This is a genomic window from Burkholderia sp. BCC0322 (assembly GCF_902833045.1).
Classification (GTDB): Bacteria; Pseudomonadota; Gammaproteobacteria; order Burkholderiales; family Burkholderiaceae; genus Burkholderia.
Map to the genome: position 1 here is coordinate 1,090,699 of NZ_CADFDU010000001.1, position 24,379 is coordinate 1,115,077.

Genomic DNA, 24,379 nt, shown 5'->3' on the forward strand with positions numbered 1-24,379 from the left:
CGACTGCGAATGGGCGAGCGGTGGAGCGGAATCCGGCGCACGGGCATGCCGGATTCCGCCAGTCGGTCAGCGCATCAGGAACGTTCGTTCCACGTGTCCTTGTGGATAATGTTGCCGTCCTTGTACGACCACGTGATCGTCTCGTAGCGCAGTTCGACGTCTTCGAGATGGTTGTGTTTCTCGTAGTCGGGGTTCTTGATGTCGAGCATCTTCGGCTTCACGGCGACGATCTTCACGTTGTCGAGCTTCGTGTTGAAGTACTCCTTTTCCTTGCCCGCGTCGTCGATCTTGTACCACTTGATCTCGACCGACTTCAGCGTCTGGCCGCTCGTCACGGCCTTGTACAGGTACGGCGTCGATGCGTCCGTCTCTTTCGTCAGCGTGATCGGCTTGTGCACGCGCGTGCCGGTGAGCTTGCCCGTATTGCCGTCGGTCGGAATGTGCACGCCGTGATCGAACGCGACCAGTTCGACGCTGCCTTCACGATCCTGGACGGTCACCGAACCCTTGATGTCCGCACCGCCGTCGTCCTTGAGCCACATGTAGGCCGGAATTGCCATTTGTCCACTCCTTCTTGTTCGTACTGCGAATCGCCGGAACCAAAATCCGGCGCTGACAAACCCGGAGCGGATGCCCCGGGAACCAAAACGCGTGTTACCGCACGGTGCGAATCGAAGCGGCCGGCGCCGGCATGTCGGGCACCAGCGTGATTTCGACCCGGCGATTCCTTGCCCGTCCTTCGGACGTGGTGTTGTCCGCGACCGGTCGCGTATCGCCGTAGCCCTGGATCGCGAATTGCGTCGTCGGTATCCCGGACGCATCGACGAGCCAGTCGCGCACGGCGGCTGCACGGTCGATCGACAGCTTCAGGTTGCGCTCGGGGCGGCCCTGAGCGTCCGTATAGCCGGCGACAAGAACGCGCTTGCCCGGATGCGCGTTGATCAGTGCGAGCGCATCGACCATCGCGCGCGTGGAGCCCGGCTTCAGTTGTGCTTTGCCGCTGTCGAACAGCGACATGCTGTCCAGCGTGACGACGGCGGGCGGCGGTGCGGGCGGCTCGTAGGAGGCGATCGCGTCGTTGAGTATCGGCAGCAGTCGAGCGCCGCGATACATGCCGAACGACAGCCGGAGCGGAATGCCGATACGTGCATACCGGTCGAGCTGGTCCCGGTCCGACGAAAGGGATTTGAGCGCGTCGCGCTTCGCGGCGTCTTGCGTGGCGGGGAGACGGTTGTAGCGCTCGACGTGCTCGCCGATTCGGGTCATCAGCGTTTCGTTGTTTTTCGCGGCGCCGCAGACGGCGATGGTGGCCGCGCAAGCAATGATCGCGACGACATGCACGACAGCGGCGACGCGCGGCGATCGCCGCGACCGGCGCGGCATCGCGTCGATCAGCGGCTGCGGCAGCGGCCATGGAGAAGGCGATGCAGGTAGCGCGGCCGGTGCGATGCCGATGCGCGATCGGACTTCGCGCTCCCATGGCTTGCCGGGGCCCGTCGTGGGGCCATGGTCGACCCAGCCGGCGCCGAACAACGGCCAGGGCGGCGCAGGCTGGCGTCGGTCCGTAAGCGTATTGAACACGGTACGGCGCGTCCATCCGATCATTGATCCGATCCCGGCGGCGCGTGCCGCGACCGTGCGACTTCCGTCGGCATGGAGGGCGTCGGATTCGGCTGCTTCGATCGCGGAGTCGAAACGGTGCATGTCCGCGATCGGCGAGCCTGCCGATACGCCATACCACTGGGCCGCCGGCTTCGCTGGAGCGGCTGTATCGGAGAATCGCTGATAGATGGCGACGTAGCCCGGCAGTGACGCGCCGAGCATGCGCGACGTGTCTGCAACTGCCTGTCGGATGACGCGCAGCGTTTGCGACAACACATCGTCGTTCGCATGCAATCCCGGCGCGACCGACAACACGACGCAATCGGGGGCATGACCGTCCCGCCACTGGCGGACGGCGACGGCAAGGCGGGGAAGATCCTGCGGGCGATCGGCCCGCAACCAGATGGCGCCGTCTCCGACGTGGACGAAGCGCGACCCGGTTGCGTCGCGATCGAACAAGGCGGGCAGCCCGTCTCCGGTGACGAGGGCGAGCGGCATCCTGGTGCGCAGCGCGACGGGCAGGTCGGCAGTCGCCGCCCCGAGTTGCGCAAGCACGTGCACGTTCCGCTTGCGGGCATGCGTCAATCTGCGCGAATGCAACCAGACGATCAGCGCCGAAAGCGCGATGACGATCGCAATCAATCCCCACATGATGCCGCGGTCGACGGGCAGGACCCATCCGATGACGGCAAGCGCCAGGGCGGCCGAGATCGTCACGACCGTGCGCAGCGGGTAGCCGAGGCCCGTCAGGGCCGCGCGGGCGGCGTCGGCGTCGACGCGTGTTGGCGCCGGCGGGAGAACGGTATCGGAAGTCACGGCCGCTGAGCTTTCTGGACGAGTTGTGCCAGTTCCGCGTCAAGCACGCGATCCCACGCGAACCACACGCCTATCGCGATCACGCATGCCGTTCCCGCGATCGCCCACGGCGACAGGCGTCTGAGCCGGTCGATCAGCCGCGCGTTCGAGCGGTCGGTGACGAACCCCGGTTGCGAGGCCGGTCGCAACCGATCGATCCGTGCGACCAGCGCGGCGATCACGGCCTGACGTTTCGCTTCGCCTTCGTGGGTTTGCGCCGAGAGGCCCGAGCGGGCAGTGTAACGACCGCGGAACCCGAGGCCGAGCACGGCTGCATAGCATTCGAGCAGGTCGACGTTCGGCGCGGGTTCGCGCATCCGGTGCTCGATGCGGTCGTAGATGCGCGTTCCCGCATCGTGAGTGCCGAAGCGCTCGACCTGCAGCGGCCGGGATTCCCAGTTCCCCTTGTCCGACGCGGGAAGGTAACGCAATGCCGCTTCATCGATCAGCCCGCACTGGGCGAGGACGGCGTCGTCCCGGATGTCGGCGGCGATCCCTTGCGCATCGAGTGCCGTCGCGAACTGCGCGATGAGCCGGATGCACTGTTGACGCAGGTTCTCCTGGCTGTCGACCTGCCCACCGTTCGACAGGTGGGTGACGAGCAGTGCCGTATCGCGCAGCAGCGCGCGTATCGAAGGCCCGGGCGGGCGCCTGGACGATGGCTCCCGCGCCAGCAGTGCGGATTCGTGACGAGTGGAAACGATGGTATTCATCGGCGCAGCACCGCATAGAGTTCGATCGACGCGTCCGGAATCGACGCGGGCAGGTAGATCTGGCAAGCGCGCGCGGCGAGCATCCGCGCATGCGCGGCGTCATGTGCGTCGAGCGCGAAATAGTGGTTGTCCAGCCTGACCGGAATGGCGCCGGGTACCCGCTGCACGGCCTTGAGCGGAATGCCGGCCACGGCGGAATTGACGATGTGCTCGACGTCGTCCGGCGCGCCGATCTTGCACAGTCGCGGGAACTGTTCGACGAGCTCGAATGCCGGCAGCGCGGCGTTGACGGACAGGTACCAGTCGGCCGCGCCTTCGACGATGCGCTCGTCGCGGAACTGGCCGGCCCAGGTTGTGGGCGTCGTGTGTGAAAGCCCGATCGACACGACACGCGACGGGATGATCGCGTCCAGCAGATCGCGGATCAGCGATTCGAGCGTCGCGAAAACCTCATGTGCCGCGGCGTGATCGTAAGGCGGGAGGTCGGTCAGCGACACGCGCGTCGAGAACGTGGTGAGCGATCCTGCCAACTGGGCGAGTACCTGGTACAGGCGATCCGTGGGTTGCCCGGGATGCGACGCGAGAAAGCGCAGTTGCGGCCACGCTTGATGAATGCAGTGGAGGAGCCAGAAGAGCTGGACGTCGGCGACCCCGTATTCGGCCACCTGCTCGATCCGCTCGCTGCGGCGCTCGCCGAGAAGCGCACTTTTGGCGGCGAGGATATCCGCCAGCCGCCGGATGCGCTCGATATGCAGTGCATGACCCGACAGCGACAGGCAGGGCGGCACATATCCGCGATCGAGCTGGAACTGACCGCTCGTCGCGCGCGTCAGGCGGGCTATCGCGCATGCCGTATCGTCGGCGTGCGATTCGTACCCGTACAGCAACCGGACCGCGTGGCGCTCGGCGGCGATCTCGGTTTCCGCGGTTCCGTTCAGGTCCGCCACCTTCACGAATTCCCGGTACGCGCGACGCGGGCGGGCGAGCGCCGTTTCGTCGAAACGACAGTTGCCGCCGTTCGCATCGGGCAGCGCGAGTGCGGCGAGCACATCGACAGTCTGGGTATCGGCAGGAATTTCGCCGACGAGGTCGCGAGCGGGCGGCAGTGCATCGGCGACGGTCGTGTCGACCGGCGTTCCGTCCGGGAAGCGTAGCTGCAGCCGCGTGAGCTTCAGGCGGCCGGAGGCCAGTGCTTCTTCGTCGACGTCGACGTTCAGCGTTCCCCAGGGCGATACGGCGATGGCCGACGCGAACTGTTGCAGCGCGAATCCGTTCCAGCGGTCCTGCTGCTGGAAATGCTGCTGCGTAAGAATCAGCCCTTCATGCCAGAGCGGCTTTTCGATCCGCATGGTGTGGTCTATATCGATTAGGAATTATGAGGCGACGATTCTAACCATCGTTTTCCGATTTCGTATACCCCGGAATTGGGTAAATCGTTGACGAATGTGTAATTTATATCGAGATATGTGGGGTTTAATTTTTGAGATTTTGTGGGTGAATTGGTTTTGTGGTTGGTGGATTTGTGGCGCGCCGTTTTATTGGGACTGAAGTGCTCTTTTGGAACGAATTTTGTGCATAAAAATCAGCTATGTGGGTGGTGTGTGGTGATATTTGAGATTGGCTTTTGGTGTGGGTGGGGATGGGCTTGTTGAAGTGTGATTGGGTTTTGTGTGTTCGTACTAGTATTATTCGGAAGGTTGTATTTTAGGTTGGCGGTCGATTTTGAATTTTGGTGGTTTACTTCGTGTGAAAGGGCGTGATATTTTTTGCCGCCTGAATCGGATGTCCTGCCGCAAATATCCGATTCGGTCGTCCGTCAATACGTGTTGCGGGGTTGAGCAAAGGTGACGTGAACGACGGTGCACCTGCGATTGCGGGTGCACATCGCGGATGTCTTCATGCTTCCTGAGATAAGGAAAACGAATTGGATAGCTTTCAGCGAGAGATCCCGAAGAGCCGGGTGTCGATCACCCTTGATCTGCACACGGGCGGGGCGCAAAAGAAGGTCGAGCTACCGCTGAAGCTGCTGGTGGCGGGCGACTTCAGCGCCGGTCGCGAGCAGGCGCCGCTGGCCGAGCGGAAGAAAGTGAACATCGACAAGAACAACTTCGATGCCGTGCTGGCCGACTACGCACCGGATCTCAGGATCGCTGCGGACAACACGCTGGCCGGCGACGGCTCGGAGCTGCCCGTCAACCTGTCGTTCCGGTCGATCAAGGATTTCGAGCCCGAGCGGGTGGCGCGCCAGATTCCCGAGCTTCAGGCGCTGCTCGCGATGCGCAATCTGTTGCGCGACTTGAAATCAAACCTGCTCGACAACGGCACGTTCCGTCGCGAGTTCGAGAAGGTGCTGAAGGACGACCGCCTGTCCGCGAAGCTCCGTGGCGAACTTGCGCAGATCGCGACCGCCGCGACGCAGCCGGAAGGGCATGCGTGAACGACGCCGGGCAAAGCGCGCGTTCAGCGCATTCCGCAACATCGTAGCGATTCGATCGCAGACAGGATCCGACATGAAATCCACTGACACGCAGCAAACTGGCGCGACCGAGACCGTCGTGCTGGACGCCCCGCACGGGGATATCGACAGCGTCTATGCATCCCTGTGCAGCAAGATCAACCTGAAACCCGTCAACGAAGCGCGCCCGCTCGAGGCGTTCCGGGACAACGACATGCTGTCCGAGGCGTCGGCCGACGAGCGCATCGCGCGCGGGATGGGCGCGTTCCTCGAGTTGGTCGTGAACGCGCGCCAGCCCGTCGACCGGCTGGACAAGTCGCTGCTCGACTTTCATATCGGCCAGATCGACCGGCAGATCGGCCGCCAGCTCGACGCGGTGATGCATACGCAGGAATTCCAGGCGCTCGAAGCGCGCTGGCGTGGCCTGAAGATGCTCGTGAGCCGTACCGATTTCCGCAAGAACGCGCGAATCGAGGTGCTGGACGTGTCGAAGGAGGCGCTGCAGCGCGACTTCGAGGACACGCCTGAACTGATCCAGAGCGGCTTGTATCGCTTGACGTACATCGAGGAATACGACACGCCGGGCGGCCAGCCGATCAGCGCGATGATCAGCGACTTCGAGTTTGCGAATTCGCCGATGGATGTTGCGCTGCTGAGGAACATCTCGAAGGTTGCCGCTGCCGCGCACATGCCGTTCATCGGCTCGGTCGGGCCGGCATTCTTCGGCAAGCAGTCGATGGAGGAAGTGGCCGCGATCCAGGACATCGGCAACTACTTCGACCGCGCCGAATACATCAAGTGGAAGAGCTTCCGCGATACCGACGATGCCCGCTACGTCGGTCTGACGATGCCGCGCGTGCTCGGCCGTCTGCCGTACGGCAAGGATACGGCGCCGGTGCGGGCGTTCAACTACGAGGAAGCCGTCAAGGGCCCCGATCACGACAAGTACCTGTGGATGAACGCGTCGTTCGCGTTCGCGGCAAACATGGTGCGCAGCTTCGTCAGCAATGGCTGGTGCGTGCAGATTCGCGGGCCGCAGGCGGGCGGCAAGGTCGAGGATCTGCCGGTTCACCTGTACGACCTCGGCACCGGTTACCAGCCGAAGATTCCGACCGAGGTGCTGATCCCGGAAACGCGCGAATTCGAGTTTGCGAATCTCGGCTTCATCCCGTTGTCGTTCTACAAGAATCACGACTTCGCGTGCTTCTTCTCCGCGAGCTCGGCGCAGAAGCCTGCGCTGTACGAGACCAAGGAAGCCACGGCGAACAGCCGCATCAACGCGCGGCTGCCATACATCTTCCTGCTGTCGCGTATCGCGCACTACCTGAAGCTGATCCAGCGCGAAAACATCGGCACGACCAAGGATCGCCGTCTGCTCGAACTCGAACTGAACGGCTGGATCAAGGGGCTCGTGACCGAAATGAAAGATCCGGGCGACGAACTGCAGGCGTCGCACCCGCTGCGCGACGCGAAGGTAACGGTCGAGGACATCGACGACAACCCGGGTTTCTTCCGGATCAAGCTGTTCATCGTGCCGCACTTCCAGGTCGAAGGGATGGATATCGGGCTGTCGCTCGTGTCGCAGATGCCGAAGGCCAAGAACTGATCCGACGTTTGTGTGCGAGCCGCCGGGGCGTCGATGGTTGCCCTGGCGGCGCAGCGCGTGTTGCGCAACCGGGAGAATCCATGTCGATGATTTTGCCTACGCAGGCTTATGAATTGAAGCTGGCGCCGCATCCGGCGCCGTTCTCGATCCTGAAGTTCACCGGGCTGGACCGCGTGAGCCATCTTTATCGATACGAGATCGAATTCACGAGCCCGGCGGCGGGGATTCCGATGGACCAGGTGCTGGGCCGGCCCGCGAAGTTCAGTGCCGATCCGGTCGATCCGAACATGGATTACCTGCGGAAGATGTTCGGGGAGAACGCGGCGCAGTTCAGTGCGAAGCCTGCGGCGTATACCGTTCACGGCGTGATCACGCAGTTCGACGAGTTGGAGACGTCGGCGGATGAAACGCGCTACCGGGTCGTGCTCGAGCCGACGCTGGCCGATCTCGATCGTGGTGTGACCAGCCGGCTGTTTCAGAAGCAGTCGGTCGAGGAGATCGTGACCGATACGCTGCGGCATTACGGGTATCGCGCGGGTGTCGATTTCCGGTTTCAGTTGCGCGGGCAGTACAAGCGTCGCGAGTACGTGACGCAGTATCACGAGACGACGTTCGCGTTCATCCGGCGCATTTGCGCGGAAGAGGGGATCTGGTTTCGCTGGGAACAGAAGAAGGATCGCGCCGTGGTCGTGTTCGGCGACGATCTGGATGCGTATGCGCGCAAGCAGCGCACGGTGCCGTATCGACGTGATTCGGGGCTGGAGAGCGCCGGCGCCGATTCGATCAAGACACTCGGGCGCGAGACGAAGCGTGTACCGGAGGCGGTGCGGCTGCATGACTACAACCATCGGCAGGCCGAGCTGTCGTTGCTGGTCGAGGAAAACACGGCGCGCGACGACAAGACGACGAATGCCATCGATTATCGCTGGGGCGAGCATTACGAGACACCCGAAGAGGGCAAGCGGGTTGCCCGGTTGCGGCATGAAGCCTATCTGGCTGAGCAGATTACGTTCAAGGGGGTGGGCAATCCGTTCTGGCTCGAAGCCGGCGAGGTGATGCGGGTCGAACCGAGTCAGGTCGATGCGAAGCACGGGATTTTCGTGACGTCGGTGGAGTCGCGTGGCGGGCGCAGTGACGCATATTGGGTGGCGTTCGAGGGGATTCCGTCGGATCGCGTGTGGCGTACGCCAATGGCTTCGGTTTCGCGGCCGGTCGTTGACGGGATTCTGCCGGCGCGGATTACGTCGCCGGGGAACTACAAGTACGCGTATCTGACCGAGCAGGGCTGGTACGTGATCAAGCTTCCGTTCGATCTCGACGAATGGAGCCCGGGTGGGACGAGCCGGCCTGTGCGGTTTGCGAAGCCTTATAGCGGCGACAACTACGGGCATCACTTTCCGCTGATCGACGGGGCGGAGGTGGCCATTGTCCATACGGACGGCGATCCAAATCGGCCGGTGATCATCGGGGCGATGCACGACAGCGTGCATCCGGATCTGGTCAACAACCTGAACCATACGCGGAATCTGATTCGTACGGCTGCGCGGAATGAGTTGCGGATGGAGGATAAGGAGGGTGTCGAGCATATCCACCTGGCCACGCCGAATCAGACCAGTGAGTTGAATCTCGGGCATATGGTCGATGTAGGTCGCAAGGAGCGAGGGCGCGGCGCGGAATTGCGCACGGACGGTCCGGTTGCGGTCCGAGGCAAGGGAATCTATGTCACAGCTACCGTGCAGAAAGCAGGGAGTGGAAAACAGCTCGACATGGATGATGCGCTCTCTCAGCTCGAGAGCGCGTTACAAATCGCGAAGTCGCTTAGCTCGTCGGTCGAAACTGCTAGGGCTGACGTTGCCGACACTGCGACGCAGCAGCAGGTGAATACCGAACTGAAAGGGCTGGTTCAGCCAGGTCTTTTGTTGAGTGCCCCGGCTTCTGTCGGCATTGTGACAAACAGTAGCGTACAGCTCGCTGCGAGAAACAACATTTCGGCGGTAGCAGGGAAGAGCCTCGATGTCAGCATCATCAAGAAATTCAGCGTTGCAGCCGGCGAGGCAGTCTCATTGTTCGCACAAAAGCTCGGGATCAAATTGTTCGCAGGGCGTGGTCCTGTCGATATTCAGGCCCAAAGTGACGCAATGACGCTTATGTCGGACAAGGACCTCACCGTTTCGAGCGTCGACGGGAAAGTGCGTATCCATGGGCAACGTGAGATTGTCCTCGAGTCAGGTGGTGCTTACATCCGAATCGCAGATGGCAACGTCACCATTGGTGGTCCTGGCGACCTGATTCTCAAAGTGATCACCCTGCAAAAGCAGAGCGCGAGCTCGTTGAGCGATGCACTCAACGGAATGCCGAAGCCTGGTGGCCTCTACGACGAACAATTCACGCTTCGCGACGAGCATACAGGTGAAGTGCTCGCGCACATGCCATACCGGATCGAAACGCCGTCGGGGCCAATTGAAGGCGTTACAGACGCCGCTGGTCGGACTGCTCGGGTGTATTCGGATAAGGCCCAGGCGCTGAAAATTTTCAAGGGCGACAGCGATGCCTAAGCCACTCGACAATGCACGCACCAACAGCACGAACGTCGGCTCAAGTAATGTCGACGTCAAGGTTCCTCCTGAGCCGTTGGCCGTCATTCATACTGGGACTGGAGAAATTTTCTTCATTCCGGCGAAGGACAGTACCGAATTCACGAATCATCACAAGTCGCTGAGCGATGCGGTAGCGGAGTTCCATTCGGCAAACTATGTCGTCCAATTGCTTGACGAGCATCATGCCGAGCTATTGTGTAGGAGCGGGCCTGGCTGCCCGAGTCTCCAGCCCACCATCGACGCCCTCAAGATGGCGTTGCAGTGGCAAGATGATGCACACGCCAAGTATCGCCAGATCTTCGCCGATCTCGATCCGTTACCCGTGACATCGAAGCCAGATGCGGGAGAACCTAAATCCACTACTCCGAACGCAGAAAAGGAGAAGGAGGACAGCAACAGGCTGGACGGGGCCGGTAAGAAGCTCATCGAACTGATTGCTTTGAAGAAGCTTTCTCCGGAGGAGCAGGCGAAGAAGGCTGCCGAGGAAAAGAAAGCAAAGTTCGAAAAGGGGACCTTGAAGAAACAACTTGCGTCCGCAAAGACCTTGCCACAGCTGAAAGAACTCGGTAAATGGCCGAAGGTTCCATCTGAAACGCTCTTCTATGTCCGATCGGACAAGATCAAGACACACTGGCCCAAGGCAAAAAATCTTGACAAGACGAAGTGGAGCGATGTTCTTCGCGATGAACAGGGAAATCGACGTTTCGATGGAAAGAAGATGCGCCGGTACGTTCTCGAGCAGGCAGACAAGAAGGGCATTGATTGGGTGAAGAAGAAGTTTCACCTGGACGACCTCGAATTCAGTCGCAGTACGACGGTAGGACAGTGGTGTGAACAGTGGAACAAGAAAGCCGTTTGGGAGCCGAAAGGTGGCACGTGGACGGTTAAAGACGCTGCGATCGCGGACTGGGACGCCAGCGCGAAAGCGCAACTCATGCGGTTCTCCTACGGTGCCAGCCTCAATCCGGACTTTTCGATCGTTGGAAAGCAAGCAAGCGTGCGCGCAGAAGGCCATGCGGAGATTGACCTTGCAAAAGCGGAAGCCGGCCTCAAGCTCTATTTCCCACGCAAGGAAGGATGGTTGTGGTGTCACACCGGATCGGACGGCAAGGAATATGACCTTGTTGCAATGGTATTCGAGGCCGATCTGCGGGCTTCTGGTGTTGTAGGGGTCAGCATCGCGGCTGAACTCGCGTTGGAAGTGAAACCAGCGCTAGTCACGGAACGCGCCGCTCCCTGGGTGAAGGGAAAACCGGGTCCAAAGGGGCGGGAGGCTCGCCGGCAGAACCGTGCAGAACTCAAGAAGGGGCAGGAAATCAGTGTGGGGGCGCTGGAAGCAGGAGCAAACGTCTTTGCTGGCGCGAAGGCTGACGCGTCGCTACAGGGTTCCTTGAACTGGCGTGACCCTGCAAAGAAAAATAAGGCGTTCGCCCCGATCGCGACGATCCAGCCTCTAGCGGGCGGAGAGTTGGGTCTTGGTGGTAATGCGAATTTCTCGATCGAGTATACCAACGGCATGTTTCGATGTACCGCGCATGCCGGCCTGTGCATCGGTGTAGGCGCGGAGGGAGCGGTGACTTTCTCAGTTGGCGTTAACGAAATCGAATCCTTCTTCCGTTGCATTGCGACCAAGATCGCCTATGGGAAATTCCAGAATCTGCAGATATTTTCGCCTACCGACTTTGAAGTATTCGCGAAGATAAAGGTCATGTCCGTTCTCGGCAGGAAACGCCTATCGGATTTTGTCAACAAAACACGAGATGATCTCGACCAGTTGTGGCGGGACATCTACGCGGCCTCGACGCCCGAGGATTTCCAACGAGTCGCGGCCGTTGATCCTGCCATGCTTGATTCAGTGGCTGAGGCCCGTGCAATGATTGCAAGCCGCGTTATGGATCTGTCGACGCAAGCCCAGATCCAGGCCTCCATTCCGGACGCAGTTCCGCAGGCAAAGGCAACCGTACTTTCCCTGCTTGAGAACGTCACGGCAAGGCCCGAACTGGACAACGCGATTCAGCACATGACATCGGATGGAACAAAAGCCGGTTTTGACGCGATCATGGCCGAACTGGACGCGTTCTTCAAGCTCGGTGCCAACGGATCTACTCAGTCGATTGAGGATGCCGATGGTGGTCCGGGGACGTCGCTACGCTCCATCGCTTTGTCAGGCGATTTCCGCGGCTGGTACGACGCATTCTCGAGCACCCTGATGGACGAAGTGCCTCACGGCCATGTGTTGCACCCCGCGACTTCGGTTGCCTACGAGATTCAGCGCGGCATGAAAGATCACCCGCTCTATGCCTCTTCCGGCTGGGGGGCTTATTACACGGATGAAGCGTAATGATGAAACGATACTTGACATTAGTCTTGTGCGGGTGTTTTGGACTGCTCGCTTCGGCCGCAGTGGGCTCCGAAGAAGTCGTTCGCCCGCCGGCAATACCGCACGTTCCACCCGAGACGCAATCTCTTGAAGAGGCGAAGCAGTTGCCACGCGTGACGCAACCGACCGCGTTGCGGGACGCTTTACTTGACCTCCAGAAAGGCCCCCTTCAGGAGCGGATCGAAAAACTGAAGCATAAGGTTCTGAACGATCTCGTGTCGGTGCGAGGCGGCACATACATGATGGGCGATTTCGGCAGCGTCTTCTTGAAAAGCGGCCTCCCGTTCACGCCCTATTCGGACAACAAGCCACTTCACGAGGTTACGTTATCGAGCTTCAGAATCAGCCGTTACAAGACGACCTTTGCGGAGTTCGACGTATTTCTCGATGCGACTCATCAGCCTCATATTGATAACGACGTCCTGCCCTATCGAAATGCGCTCGTGCCTGCGGGCGCCCCCTGGCAGCAGGCAAAAGATTACTGCCAGTGGCTTGGCAAGCTGACAGGCGAGCCATTTGATCTGCCAACGGAAGCGCAGTGGGAATATGCGGCCCGCAGTCGCGGGCAGAACTTCCTGTTTGCAACGGACGATGGGAATCTGAATTTTGGTCGCAATATCGATAGTTCCTACCAACGCAAGTTGATTCTTCCACTGGCTGACAATCTAGATAAATGGGGCAAGCTTAGTCCGACACGGAATTACCCAATTGGGATGTTTCCTGGAAACCCGATCGGACTGTATGACATGAACTCGAACGGATTTGAGTGGGTGAACGACTGGTATGCCGCTGACTACTACCAGCACAGCCCAGAAATCAATCCTCGAGGACCCGCGAGCGGTCAATGGAAAGTGATCCGAAGCACCGCAAGTGACGAACATAAAGGGCAGTTCAACAACAATTTGAGCCGAGGCTATGCTGACCCGAGTCTGACTCTCGACGCAACTACAGGAAAAGTACATACCAATTTCTGGACCGGCAAGCCGCAGCCAATCAGTTCCGGAGCATACACATTTCGCTGCGCGTCGAGTTCGATGGAAGCGGTACACGGCAGTCAATGAGGCGCTGTCGCATGAGATAACGGCGGCACCATGCCGGAAATGATTTTCTGTCGATATCAACTTATCAGTCCACTATGAAAGGCCTTGTATTTGAAGGTGACCCCACCGATCACGGTGGCTACGTCAAGACGGCGACGTCAACAATTATCGAGAACGGCAAGCGCGCGGCGCTTGTCGGCGATCTCGTTCATTGCCCCCGCGATGGGCATGGAACCAACCCGATTGTCGAAGGGGATCCGAACATGATTTCGGATGGGCGGGCGCTCGTCACGCATCTTTGCCGCGCAGCCTGCGGATGTCGTGTATTGGCACGCCACACCACGCTGCTCGCGGGCTGATCGATGTCTTGGCCGATTCCCGACCTTCCTCCACCCAAGCCGCCTGAACCTATTGATTGGCGGATGTGGCTGTTGACGTTCATTGCGATTTTTGGCTTGGGAACTGCCGCGATTCTATTTCTATGGCCGCGCGGACGTACGGCTCATCCGGAGGCGTTCTGGATTTTGCTTTTCGGTCTTCCGTCAAGTTTATTTGCCGTGTTGTTTGGGATGAGACTCAACCAGTGGGAGCAGAAAAAACTCGAATTCGAAGAAGTCGAGCGCGAAAACAGCAGATTGATGTCCATGTGGCGTCGGTGGGCGAACAGTCGCGCCGAGGTGGTACATGCGACGACGATTCTTGGGGGTGTCGGTAGTACCGGGGGCTGGGAAGTGAGCGACGCGGCGCTACCGGTCAATCTGGACCGTCCTCGCGGAATCTCGGCGCCGAGTTTGACGGAGGGAGATCAACGCCGGAAAACGCTGTTCGAGTTGATCTCGGACCGCATGTCGGGGCATCTGGTGCAAACGCGCAATCTGGAAGTTGCGTTAATACTGGACGAAAAATCCGGCAAGGATCGTGCGAAATGGGAGGCGGTCGCACGTGAAGCTTTTTTGCAGCACGGACGTCGAGTGACTGTCGAGACGCTCCCCGATTCCACAGGCCTGGAATACTTGCAAGCGCGAATGGATACCGACACGGCATCTGCCAAATTGATCGTTGCCTGTCAGCTGTGGCAGGACGCGAAGGAAAAGCCGTACAGCGAGGGAGTGGCTGGCATCTTGCTTCAGCGGAAGGCAAAAGCGAATCATTTGCGGCAGACGGAGGCGTCTTCAACGGGAAGGTATGTGCTTCGTCCCATGTTGTCTGCTTTGGATGAGCTAAAGAGCGACTTCAATCAGCTGCTGGATCTGCAGTTCGTGCGAGAAAAGGTCGAATACGTGTGGCTTTCCGGGGTAGAGGACGAGGCGTGCTCCGCTGTGCAGGTTGGGGCGGGTAACCATCCCGTGACCGATAGCGCTTGTGTTCGGAATCTGGATGTCGTACTTGGGATTCCAGGCCCCGTTAATTCATGGGTCGCGTTGGCTCTGACGCTTGACATCGGTTCACGAACCGGGAGTCCGCAGTTGCTGGCAGTCGGGGACGGTGGAACGCGGGCTGCGATGTGCGTCGTGAAGTCGACAAAAAAGGACGTATCGAATTGAAGAACAAATATACGTGGGGGCGGTGGCTGTCATTTACTGGTATTGCAGTTATCGCGACTTTCTTCGTCTATTTGACTGTTGATGCTGCGCAGTTGAACGGGTGGCTGTCGAAATACGGCAAGGTTCTCGGTGCCGCGGCGCTTGCGGTTCTGATTTTTGGGGCGATAGCGTTACCGCGGCGACGTCAGATACGACAGGAACTGCAGAACGAATCGAAGATACAAGGCCTGGAGCCGCCGAAGACGGAGGCGACTGCCGGCGGCGCCCAATCTTCCGCGGCTCGGTCCCGCGCAGCTAACCTGCATACCCTCCTGGCCGATAGACATGGCTGGCTCTGGCGTTATCGAGAGCGATGGGTGCTGGTTGCCGGAGACGGGCCGTTGGTAGGACGTCTGGCACCGGGTCTTACCGATACAGGTTATGCGATCGTCGGCGACGCGGTCCTGTTGTACGGGAAGCAAACGAACAACGAACTCGATGCCGAGTGGCTTGGTGAGATCCGACGTTTGCGTCGCCGTCGTCCGATCGACGCGATCGTCGCGGTGACGCGCAACGAGAACGCGGCGAATGGTCGATTCGATGTCGATGGTGTTGCTGAACGGCTCGTGCGTCATGCGCGCGCCTTGCGTTGGGCCGCGCCCGCTTATCTGCTCAATGTCACCGACTTTGGCGACAAATCGTCGGGACCAGACGAGGCCATCGGCTTGACGTGGTCGAACAGCCATATCTGCTTCGATGATATTGATGGATCTTTGCGTGAACTGGCTTACAACTTGGCGGATGACGGTGTCGAGCGGTTGAGGATGGATTCGCACGACCGCTACCCGGCTGATCTGTCTCGGTACATATCCGGTATTCAACACGGGTTCTCGAATTTCGTGGCGCAGACCGGTCAGTCCCTTTGCATGTCTGCCGCTGTGCACGGTCTGCTGTTTGCTCCGCTATTCAAGGAGCGGGAGTTGGTGCTGTCTATATCCGGTGACGATCCGGCGCCTGGTATCCAACACCGAACGATCTGGCAAACCGTCGCCGATCACAGCCGCAAGGTTCATGGTCGCCGTGTCGGCTTTTCGCTGTCGACCACGGCCGCATGGATGGCGACTGCCGTGATCGGCTGCTGGCTCGCCGGCACGATGCTGTCCGGCTTCGTCAACCGCGCGGCGATAGGAAGTGCGGCAGACACGGTCATGAATCTCAACGAAGCCCGGGACCCGACACAGTCCCTGCAGACGCTTACCCATCTTGAACGACAGATCGACACACTTGAAATCCACCAGCGCAACCGCGCACCGCTGAGTGCCCGCTTCGGCCTGAACCGCGACCACGCATTGCTCGATGCCCTCTGGCCGCACTATGCCGATGCGGCCAACCGCATTCTCGTCGGCCCGATTCGCCGGCAGCTCGAGGCCCGACTGCATCAACTGGCGTCGCTATCCGACGCAGAAATCGCCAGCGGCGGCGATGCGCAAGTACAGGCCGCATACGACACGCTCAAGACCTATCTGATGCTCGCGAAGCCGGAGCACGCGGTGGCTGCATTCCTGACGCCTCAGCTCGTCGCAACGTCCATGCCGGCGCGCCCCGTCAATTCGCCGTTGTCGCCAGGCAGATGGGAGGACTTGCGGCAGCAAGCCATTACATTCTTCACGCACCATCTGGGACCCGGTGCGAAGTCGACGGCGGCTGCGTTGGCAGTCGTTCAGGACAGTACGTTGATCGCAGCGACTCGCCAGACGGTGATCGGCGTTCGGGGCATTCAGAATTCGCGGGACGCGGTCTACCAGCAGATCCTGGACGAAGCGACGCCGAAGTACCCGCCGATATCGCTCGCCACGCTGTTGGGTGACGCGGCATCCCAGGCAGGTGCCGGTGGCGCGACAAGCCGTGGTTTGTTCAACACGACCTTGACCATACCGGGCGTATTCACGCGCGCGGCATGGGACGAACGGATCGCCAAGGCCATCGACGAAGCCGGCGAGCAACACGACGTGTCGAGCGACTGGGTGCTTTCCGATACCAAGGCCGCCGGTCAGTCCTCGTCGACCCTAAAGGACGAGCTGCGCCAACGCTATTTCGACGACTATGCGCGAGCCTGGGCACAGTTCCTCAACAGCGTGCGCTGGCAACCGGCGCCGACGCTTTCCGCCACGGCCGATCAACTGACGTTGCTGGGCGATCCACAACGTTCTCCGCTCGTCGCGCTGATGAATGCGATCGTCTATCAGGCGGGCACGGGCGCCAACACGCAGTCGCTGTCCGACACGCTGATCAGCAAGGCGCAGCAGCTCGTCGGCGCCGACGAAAAAGATCCGTCGAAGCAGGTCAAGCCGCAGCTCGCACCGCTGGCGGGCGCGTTCGGCCCGATCCTGCGTCTGACCGGCAGCGATCTCGTCTCCGTTGCGCCGGCAAACGGTAAAACCGCCGTCGCGCAAATGGCCGCGACCGGTGACCTGAGCCTCGCCCGATATCTGGAGCGCATCACGGCCATGCGCCTGAAGACTTCGCAGATTGTCTCCAGCGCCGATCCGGACGCGGTTGCGCGACTGGCCGCCCAGTCGGTGTTGCAGGGCAAGACATCCGACATCGCCGATAGCCGTGACTATGCGAGCCGGGTCGCCGCGAGCCTTGGCGAGCAATGGTCCGGCTTCGGCGCACTGTTCCGCGCGCCGTTCGACCAGGCATGGCAGGTCGTCGTGCAGCCGGCCGCGTCGAGCCTGAACGAGATCTGGCGCGCGGCGATCGTGGCCGACTGGAACAGGTCGTTCGGCGGCCGCTACCCGTTCGCGGATTCGGACAACGACGCGTCGCTGCCCGAAATGGCGCGCTTCATGCGGCCCGATGGCGGCGTGATCACGCAATTCGTGACGACGCAGCTCGCCGGCGTCATCGAGCGGCAGGGCGACCGCTGGGTGCCCGCGCAGGGCACCGATTCCGGTGCGCTGACGATCGATCCGGGTTTCCTGAGCGGGTTGAACAAACTCGCGCGCATTTCGACGGTGCTGTTCCCGTCCGGTGACGCGCGCGTGCGCTACGAGTTGCAGGCGGTGCCGACGCCGGGTGTCACCGACATGCGATTCGTGTTGTCCGGCCGCGAATTGCACTACTTCAACCAGAAACAGGAATGGACGCCGTTCGAATGGCCCGGCCAGTCGCTCGAAAACCTGTCGCATATCGAATGGCAGACCGAGCAGGGCGGCTTGCGGACGGCGCTCGATTCGCAGGGGCGCTTCGGACTGGTTCGCCTGTTCGAGCGAGCGAAGGTCACGCAACAGGACAACGCACGCTACCTGCTGACCTGGACGCCGGACACCAGCCAGGGCATCCCGCTGAAGGTGCAACTGCGCAGCGAGGCGGGCGCGGGCCCGCTCGACGTTCTCCAGTTGCGCAACTTCGTGCTGCCTGCACGGATTTTCATGACCGGAGCGGCGAGCGCCGGGCCTAAGGTGTCGACGGCCAGTCCGCCGCCGTTGCCGGCTGCGGCGATTGCCGCGGCCAGGCACGCCGCCGTGCCGTTGCCGCCGGGGCTGCCGGGTGCGATGACGTGGCCGGATGAAGCGATGCCGGTGGAGGCCGAAAAGGTTTCCCGTCAGCCGACCGCGATAGCGGAAGCGCGACCGAGTACACCTGTCGAGCCCCCCCAAAAGAGCGATCCGCGGATGGCGCTGTCCTCGCTGGCGACGGCTTCGGCATCTTCCGACGCCTCCATCAAACCGTTCGGACACGCCCTCCGTCTGCTGGGCGACGCATTTGCATTCCGGGACCTGCCATGACGCTTGCCAATTTCGTCAAGACACTCGTCGGCGGTCCTCGCGTCGATTCGCTACAGGCGTCCCGACAGACTACCTGGGCGGCATGGCTGGTTCCGATACCCGGGGAGCAAGCATGCGGCCGCGATCCCGGTTACGAGGATGCGTTCTTCGAACTGAAGGACGAGGCAAACAAGCTATCGGGAATCGACGACGGGCGGATCGTTCGCACCTGCGAGCAGTTGCTCAAGGAAACCGGGAAGGATCTGCGTCTGGTTGGCTACTACACGTTTGCGAGATTACGGCAAGACGGTCCGGCAGGCTTTAGCGACGGGCTCGAGCTGGCTGCTTCGCTCGTCGACCGGTTCGGCGAGGCCGTGCTGCCCGCGCGGGCCGAGGCGAAGCGGGCGGCGCTGGAAATGCTGGCGACTTCGCGCATGATCGAGACGCTGGACAGCCGCGGCGACTTCGCGCCGGCCGATCTCGAACGTGCGCTTGCTGCACTCGACGTGCTCGTCGAACGAACGGGAAACTGGCCGGAAGCCGCGCGCCCGAATCTGCAGCCGCTGGTTGCCCGTTTCGAGCGCAAGGAGGAACCGGCTCGCGGCGCGAATCCGGGGAAGATTCCGCCGCAAAGGACTGCGCCGGTTCCCGCGTCGAACGGGGAGATCGCGTCGACGCGCGACCTGCTCGATCAGGCACGTTCGATGTCGGCGTGGTTGCGGGAGCAGGAAAACGGCTACTTGCCGTCGGTGCGCGTCGTGCGCAGCGTTCGCTGGGACACGTTGCATGAGGTGCCGCCGTCGGACGCCGCGTCGCATACGCGTCTGGCGCCGCCGCGCGCCGAATTGCGCCAGCAGATGAAGCGTCTCGTGCTGCAGAAGCATTGGCACGAATTGCTCGAGCGGGTCGAAGGTGCGTTCATGGAAGGCGTGAATCACTTGTGGTTCGACCTGCAGTACTTCCAGCACGTCGCGCTCGATCATGTCGGCACGCCGTACAGCGCGTGGCGCGAACTGCTGCGCGCCGACTTTGCGCTGTTTCTCGAACGACTGCCGGGCATCGAGCGGCTGGCATTCAGCGACGGCACGCCGTTCTCCGACGACACGACGCTCGAATGGATTGCCCGGCATGCGGTCGTGCGCGACCTGGAGGCAGGCGAGACGGTTGCGCCGTTGCCGGTTTCCGCCGATAGCGAAAGCGATGCCGCCAGCGACTGGCCGGAGATTGAAACCCAGGCCCGCGAACTGGCCGCGCGCGACGGCATCGAGACGGCCTTCGCATGGCTCGAAACGCTTCCGGGCATGAAGACCGACCGCCATCGCTACTTGCAGCGGTTCGTGATGGCTCGTCTGGCCGATCATGCCGGCCGGCCCGATACGTCGCTCGCGCTGCTGGCCGAACTTGACGCGTCCGCCCGGTCGCTGCCGCTGATGCGCTGGGAGCCGGCGCTGACGTTCGATGTCAAGCAGCAACTGATGAAAGCACTGAAGGCGATGAGCAACCGGAAGGATGCCGACAAGCCGGCGCTCGCGCGGCGCATCGCCGAACTGCAGGCGGAGCTGACCGTGCTCGATCCCGCCCGCGCATTGACCCTGTCGTAACGGATTCCCATGGACAACAACGATCCCATCCTGCGCTACTACGAAGCGGAAATGCGCTATCTGCGCGAATCCGGCAAGGAATTCGCGAAGGCGCATCCCGACCGTGCACGCCTGCTCAATCTCGACCGCGTCGGTGATCGCGATCCGTACGTCGAACGTCTGTTCGAAGGTTTCGCGTTCCTGACCGGCAGGCTCAGGCAAAAACTCGACGACGAATTGCCCGAGCTCACCGAAGGTCTCGTCAGCCTGTTGTGGCCGCACTATCTGCGGATGATCCCTTCGCTGTCGATCGTCGAGCTGACGCCGTTCGCCGAGAAACTGCAGAAAACGGTAACCGTGCCGGCCGGCGTGCCGGTGCGTTCGGCGCCGATCAACGTGCCATCTCCGGGCGGCGTGGAAGGCGTGGCGCCGCGGACGGTGCAATGTCTGTATCGGACGACGCAGACCGTTGCGCTGCAGCCGGTCTCGATCACGCATGCGGGGCCGGCCGTGCGTCACGACGGCCGCTCGGTGATCCGTGTCGGCTTCGCGTTGCACGGATCGGCGCTGCGCAAGGAGACGGATCTGTCGCGGCTGCGGCTGCACCTGAACGCCGATCTGCCGACCGCGTTCGCGATGCATCTCGCGTTGACGCGTCAGGTCGATTCGATTCACTGGCGCGTTCCGGAAATACGCGATGGCGAAGCCGTACCGCTCCCGGGCGTCACGATCGAGCCGGCGGGATTTTCGACGGAAGAGCGGCTGTGGCCCAAAGCCGATGCGGCGTTTTCCGGATATCAGCTGCTGCTCGAATACTTCACGTTCCGCGAGAAATTCCTGTTCGTCGATCTGTGCGGACTGGAGGTCACGACGCTGCCCGAAAAATCCACCCGCTTCGAACTGGAGATCGTGCTGAAGGAGGCTTATCCGTCGGATCAGCGGTTCAACGCGGATCACGTGCGACTGTTCTGTTCGCCCGTGATCAACCTGTTCGAACTGGATGCCGAGCCGATCGAGATCGACCATCACGAAACGGAATATCGCGTCGTGCCGGCCGGTCATCAGGGCGAGCATGTCGAAACGTATTCGGTCGACGCGGTCGCGACTTTCGACCACGATACGGCCGAGCGATACGAATACGTGCCGTTCGCGACGTTCCGGCATCGCGGCGGCATGTTGCGTCACGAGGCGCCGGAACGCTATTTCCATACCTGTGTGCGTTCCAGCGTATCGGGGCTGCACGAAATGTGGGTGATTCTCGGCGGCCACGCGTGGGAAACGATGGACACCCTGCCGGAGGAGAGCCTGTCGCTGCGTGTGACGGGCACGAACGGGTTGCTGCCGCGCAAGGGGTTGCGCGAGGCGAGCCTCGATGAGTTGGCGGCCAGCACCCCGAACGTCGCGGGCGTGCGCAATCTGGTGTCGCCGACGTTGCCGCTGTATCCGCCGACGGAAGATCGCTTCCAGTGGCGCGTACTGTCGCATCTCGCGCCGAACTTTCTGTCGATGATGAATGCGGAAGTGCTGCGCGGCGCGTTGGCGCTGTACGACTGGACGAACGAGGAACTGAACCGGCGGCGGCTCGCCGGCATCCTGCATGTGTCGCAGCACATGATCGAGGAGGTGTCGGGCGGCGCGGTCGAGCGCGGCGTGCTGATCGAGGTCACGCTCGATTCGCACGCGTTCTCCGGCGAAGGCGACGTGATGTTGTTCGGCGAGCTGCTGCACCGGTTCTTCGGCGCGTATGCGGAGATCAATCTGTTCACGAAGCTGGCAATCGTCAGCCTGCCGTCGCGATTCCGGACGGAATGGCCGCGCAGCAAGGCGCAGCGGGCGCCGCTATGACGGGTTCGAGCAATCGGATGGCGGCCGAAGCCGCCGCATCGAAGGGGCCGCCGGTGTTGACCGGGGCGCTGTTCCAGCGGGCGCAGCAGATGACTTTCATGCAGTTCTGTCGTCTGCTGGAGGCATGTGCGCCCGAACGTCCCGGATTCGGTACGCGCGACACGCCGGAACATGAGCCGGTGCGATTCAGGCCGCGTCCGCGGTTGGGGTTTCCGGCGGGCGAGGTGGCCGCTGTCGAATTCGACGATGCGCACCCCGATGCGCCGCCGACCGTACGCACGACGTTCATGGGGCTTTACGGCGTCGATGCGGCCATGCCGTCGCACATGATCGACGAGATCGTGCTGCGGGAGGAAGGGCACGAGGCGGTCGAGGCATTTCTCGATCCGTTCAATCATCGCGCGGCGACACTGCTGTATCGCGCATGGAAGAAGTATCGCTATCCGGAGCGTTTTCGGGCCGGTGGTGCCGACGAATATTCGCGGAGCCTGCTGTGTCTGGCCGGATTCGGATGGGGCGACAAGCCGTTGCGGGCGGGCTTGCCGAATTCGCGGGTGCTTGGGTTGCTGGGCTTGCTGACCCAGCGCACGCGTACGTCGGCAGGGCTGGCCGGTGTGGTGGCGCTCGCGGCGCCCGGGGTCGATGTTCGCGTCGACGAGTTCTGGGCGGTGACGACGAGTACCGGGCGACCGACGCCGTTGACGTCGGCGAAGCCGGTTGCGGACGGGAAGCGCAGCGGGCTCGGTGGCGGTTACGTGCTCGGCAGGCGCCTCACATATCGCAGCCGGGCGGTGCGCGTGACATTACGGCCGGTCGACGAGCGGCAGGCGCAGGACCTGTTGCCCGGTGCGTGGCTGCATCGGGAGGTGATGGCATTCATCCAGCTGTATGTCGGCATCAAGGCCGATGTGCATTTGCGGATGGAAGTGTCGTCGCGGTTCGTTCCGCACCCGACCGTCGGCGTCGAACGCGCGGGCCCGGCGCCGCGTCTGGGCTGGACGACGGTGCTCCCGTCGGTCGATGAACGCATGATCGACATCGCGCTCGGCGTGTACGACGCGTTTCCCTTGCCGCAACCCAACCCGCATCTCGTGCCGCACACGATCTGATCCCGGAGGTTCCATGTTCCATCGAATGAGTGCGGCCGCCGCTGCCGCCGTATTGCTGCTGTCGGGTTGCGGTGCCTGGCAGTCCGTGTCGGACGCGTCGTCGAATGCGTATCGCGCCGTATTTTTCAAGCAGGTGAAGGTGCTCGACGTGGATCTTTCCGCGCGCGCCGCACTGAACCCGGACGACGCAGGGCGGCCGACATCGGTGGCCGTTCGCGTCTATCAGTTGAAGGACCGCAAGCTGTTCGACGGGGCGTCGTACGACGATCTGTTGAAGAACGACCGGATGGTGCTTGCCCAGGATTTGCAGGCGGATATGTCGGCTGTTGTAAACCCCGGTGCTTCGTCGAGTTTGTCTCAGCCGATGCAACGCGAGACGGCGTATGTGGCGATCGTGGCGTTGTATCGCGTCCCCGGAGCCGCCGGAGACTGGAGACGAGTTATCGAGAAAAAGAAGCTTGATCCGGATAAGCCGTTACGCCTCGATCTGACGTCGAGCAGATTACTGATGACGGAGGACATGCCTAAGTGAAAGTCGCGCAATCTATTCTGAGTGGGAGCAAGCCCTTCGGGTTCTCTAAACAGCTAGGACTGGCAATTTGGCTTGGCGCCATCGTGTCCGTTCGCGTGGCGGCTCAAGATTTACCGTCCCCACTCATCGTGCCCCTCGCTGGAAAGCCCGAAGACTTTGTTCCAAAGGGCTGGAAGCTCGAATTTGAGACGAAGGGCGATCTGAACGGCGATGGCCGCGACGATCTTGCGCTGGTTCTGCGTGACAATGATCCCGAGAACGTGATATCTGATGACGGCATGTGCGAGAGTCCGTTCGACGCGAATCCGCGCATCCTTGTCGTCGCCTTTGCACAGCCAGATGGGCAGTACGCTCTCGCGCTGCGAAACGAAACGCTGATACCGACCCGGGAATCACCGTGTCTGGCGGATGCGCTGGAAGAGGGGAACGTGAGCATCGACCGGGGTACGTTGCAGGTCAGGCTGGGTCGCTTTGCCAGCGCTGGGAGTTGGGAAATGGGATCGACCACCTATACGTTTCGGTGGCAGGATCGGAATTTCATGCTGATCGGCTATGACAACTTCTCGGTGATGCGTAATACGGGCGCCGTGCGTACGCTCAGTGTGAACTACTCGACGGGCAAGGCCAAAATGTCGATCGGGCGTGTATCCGACGACCGCGAACGCACTCGATGGGTAAAGCTGCACGCGCCGCGTCGCTGGACGCTCGACCAAGTCGGCGATGGGTTCGAATTAGCCCAGTCGTTGCCGACAGTCGAATAATCATTCATGCA

The 24,379-nt window shown here is 61.5% G+C and carries 17 protein-coding genes; 13 read left to right on the forward strand and 4 right to left on the reverse strand.

Annotation, left to right across the window (positions count from 1 at the left end; genetic code table 11):
• Window positions 1-74: 74 nt before the first annotated feature.
• The 4 genes from HWX39_RS05110 to tssK form a co-directional block, all read right to left on the reverse strand.
• A complete protein-coding gene (locus HWX39_RS05110) occupies window positions 75-560 on the reverse strand; it encodes an Hcp family type VI secretion system effector (protein WP_006479553.1) in 486 nt (161 codons plus the stop codon).
• Between the two features lie 94 nt (window positions 561-654).
• Window positions 655-2,418 (reverse strand): OmpA family protein, encoded by a 1,764-nt coding sequence (locus HWX39_RS05115; RefSeq protein WP_175965838.1) that lies wholly within the window; start codon window positions 2,416-2,418, stop codon window positions 655-657.
• Window positions 2,415-3,170, reverse strand: a complete 756-nt coding sequence (locus tag HWX39_RS05120) for a DotU family type IV/VI secretion system protein (protein WP_175965839.1) — start codon at window positions 3,168-3,170, stop codon at window positions 2,415-2,417. The genes HWX39_RS05115 and HWX39_RS05120 overlap by 4 nt, the downstream gene beginning before the upstream one ends.
• Entirely contained in the window at window positions 3,167-4,519 is a 1,353-nt protein-coding gene (gene tssK, locus HWX39_RS05125) for a type VI secretion system baseplate subunit TssK (RefSeq protein ID WP_175965840.1), read from the reverse strand. The genes HWX39_RS05120 and tssK overlap by 4 nt, the downstream gene beginning before the upstream one ends.
• A 575-nt stretch (window positions 4,520-5,094) precedes the next feature.
• Between tssK and tssB the strand changes: the two genes are divergently transcribed.
• From tssB to HWX39_RS05190, 13 genes are all read left to right on the forward strand, one after another.
• Window positions 5,095-5,607 carry a type VI secretion system contractile sheath small subunit gene (tssB, locus tag HWX39_RS05130; protein ID WP_175965841.1) on the forward strand — a complete coding sequence of 171 codons (513 nt, stop codon included), beginning with the start codon at window positions 5,095-5,097 and terminating at the stop codon, window positions 5,605-5,607.
• A 73-nt stretch (window positions 5,608-5,680) separates the two neighbouring features.
• Window positions 5,681-7,231, forward strand: a complete 1,551-nt coding sequence (gene tssC, locus HWX39_RS05135) for a type VI secretion system contractile sheath large subunit (protein ID WP_175965842.1) — start codon at window positions 5,681-5,683, stop codon at window positions 7,229-7,231.
• A gap of 80 nt (window positions 7,232-7,311) precedes the next feature.
• Window positions 7,312-9,786: a type VI secretion system tip protein VgrG gene (gene vgrG / locus HWX39_RS05140; RefSeq protein ID WP_175965843.1), complete on the forward strand. Its 2,475-nt coding sequence runs from the start codon at window positions 7,312-7,314 to the stop codon at window positions 9,784-9,786.
• On the forward strand, window positions 9,779-12,169 hold the full coding sequence (locus HWX39_RS05145) for a hypothetical protein (protein WP_175965844.1): 2,391 nt from the start codon (window positions 9,779-9,781) through the stop codon (window positions 12,167-12,169). The genes vgrG and HWX39_RS05145 overlap by 8 nt, the downstream gene beginning before the upstream one ends.
• Entirely contained in the window at window positions 12,169-13,269 is a 1,101-nt protein-coding gene (locus HWX39_RS05150; RefSeq protein ID WP_175965845.1) for an SUMF1/EgtB/PvdO family nonheme iron enzyme, read from the forward strand. The genes HWX39_RS05145 and HWX39_RS05150 overlap by 1 nt, the downstream gene beginning before the upstream one ends.
• Window positions 13,270-13,343: 74 nt before the next feature.
• On the forward strand, window positions 13,344-13,607 hold the full coding sequence (locus HWX39_RS05155; protein WP_175965846.1) for a PAAR domain-containing protein: 264 nt from the start codon (window positions 13,344-13,346) through the stop codon (window positions 13,605-13,607).
• Between the two features lie 63 nt (window positions 13,608-13,670).
• Window positions 13,671-14,792: a hypothetical protein gene (locus HWX39_RS05160; protein WP_175965847.1), complete on the forward strand. Its 1,122-nt coding sequence runs from the start codon at window positions 13,671-13,673 to the stop codon at window positions 14,790-14,792.
• Complete coding sequence (locus tag HWX39_RS05165; RefSeq protein WP_244134912.1) at window positions 14,789-18,562, forward strand: ImcF-related family protein; 3,774 nt, start codon at window positions 14,789-14,791, stop codon at window positions 18,560-18,562. The genes HWX39_RS05160 and HWX39_RS05165 overlap by 4 nt, the downstream gene beginning before the upstream one ends.
• Window positions 18,559-20,142, forward strand: coding sequence for a type VI secretion system protein TssA (gene tssA / locus HWX39_RS05170; protein ID WP_175965848.1), 1,584 nt, complete (start codon window positions 18,559-18,561; stop codon window positions 20,140-20,142). The genes HWX39_RS05165 and tssA overlap by 4 nt, the downstream gene beginning before the upstream one ends.
• A 9-nt stretch (window positions 20,143-20,151) precedes the next feature.
• On the forward strand, window positions 20,152-21,966 hold the full coding sequence (gene tssF / locus HWX39_RS05175) for a type VI secretion system baseplate subunit TssF (RefSeq protein ID WP_175965849.1): 1,815 nt from the start codon (window positions 20,152-20,154) through the stop codon (window positions 21,964-21,966).
• A 17-nt stretch (window positions 21,967-21,983) separates the two neighbouring features.
• Window positions 21,984-23,075 carry a type VI secretion system baseplate subunit TssG gene (gene tssG / locus HWX39_RS05180; protein WP_244134913.1) on the forward strand — a complete coding sequence of 364 codons (1,092 nt, stop codon included), beginning with the start codon at window positions 21,984-21,986 and terminating at the stop codon, window positions 23,073-23,075.
• A 13-nt stretch (window positions 23,076-23,088) separates the two neighbouring features.
• Window positions 23,089-23,607, forward strand: a complete 519-nt coding sequence (gene tssJ / locus HWX39_RS05185; protein ID WP_175965851.1) for a type VI secretion system lipoprotein TssJ — start codon at window positions 23,089-23,091, stop codon at window positions 23,605-23,607.
• Entirely contained in the window at window positions 23,604-24,368 is a 765-nt protein-coding gene (locus HWX39_RS05190; RefSeq protein WP_175965852.1) for a hypothetical protein, read from the forward strand. The genes tssJ and HWX39_RS05190 overlap by 4 nt, the downstream gene beginning before the upstream one ends.
• The last annotated feature ends 11 nt before the right edge of the window (window positions 24,369-24,379 follow it).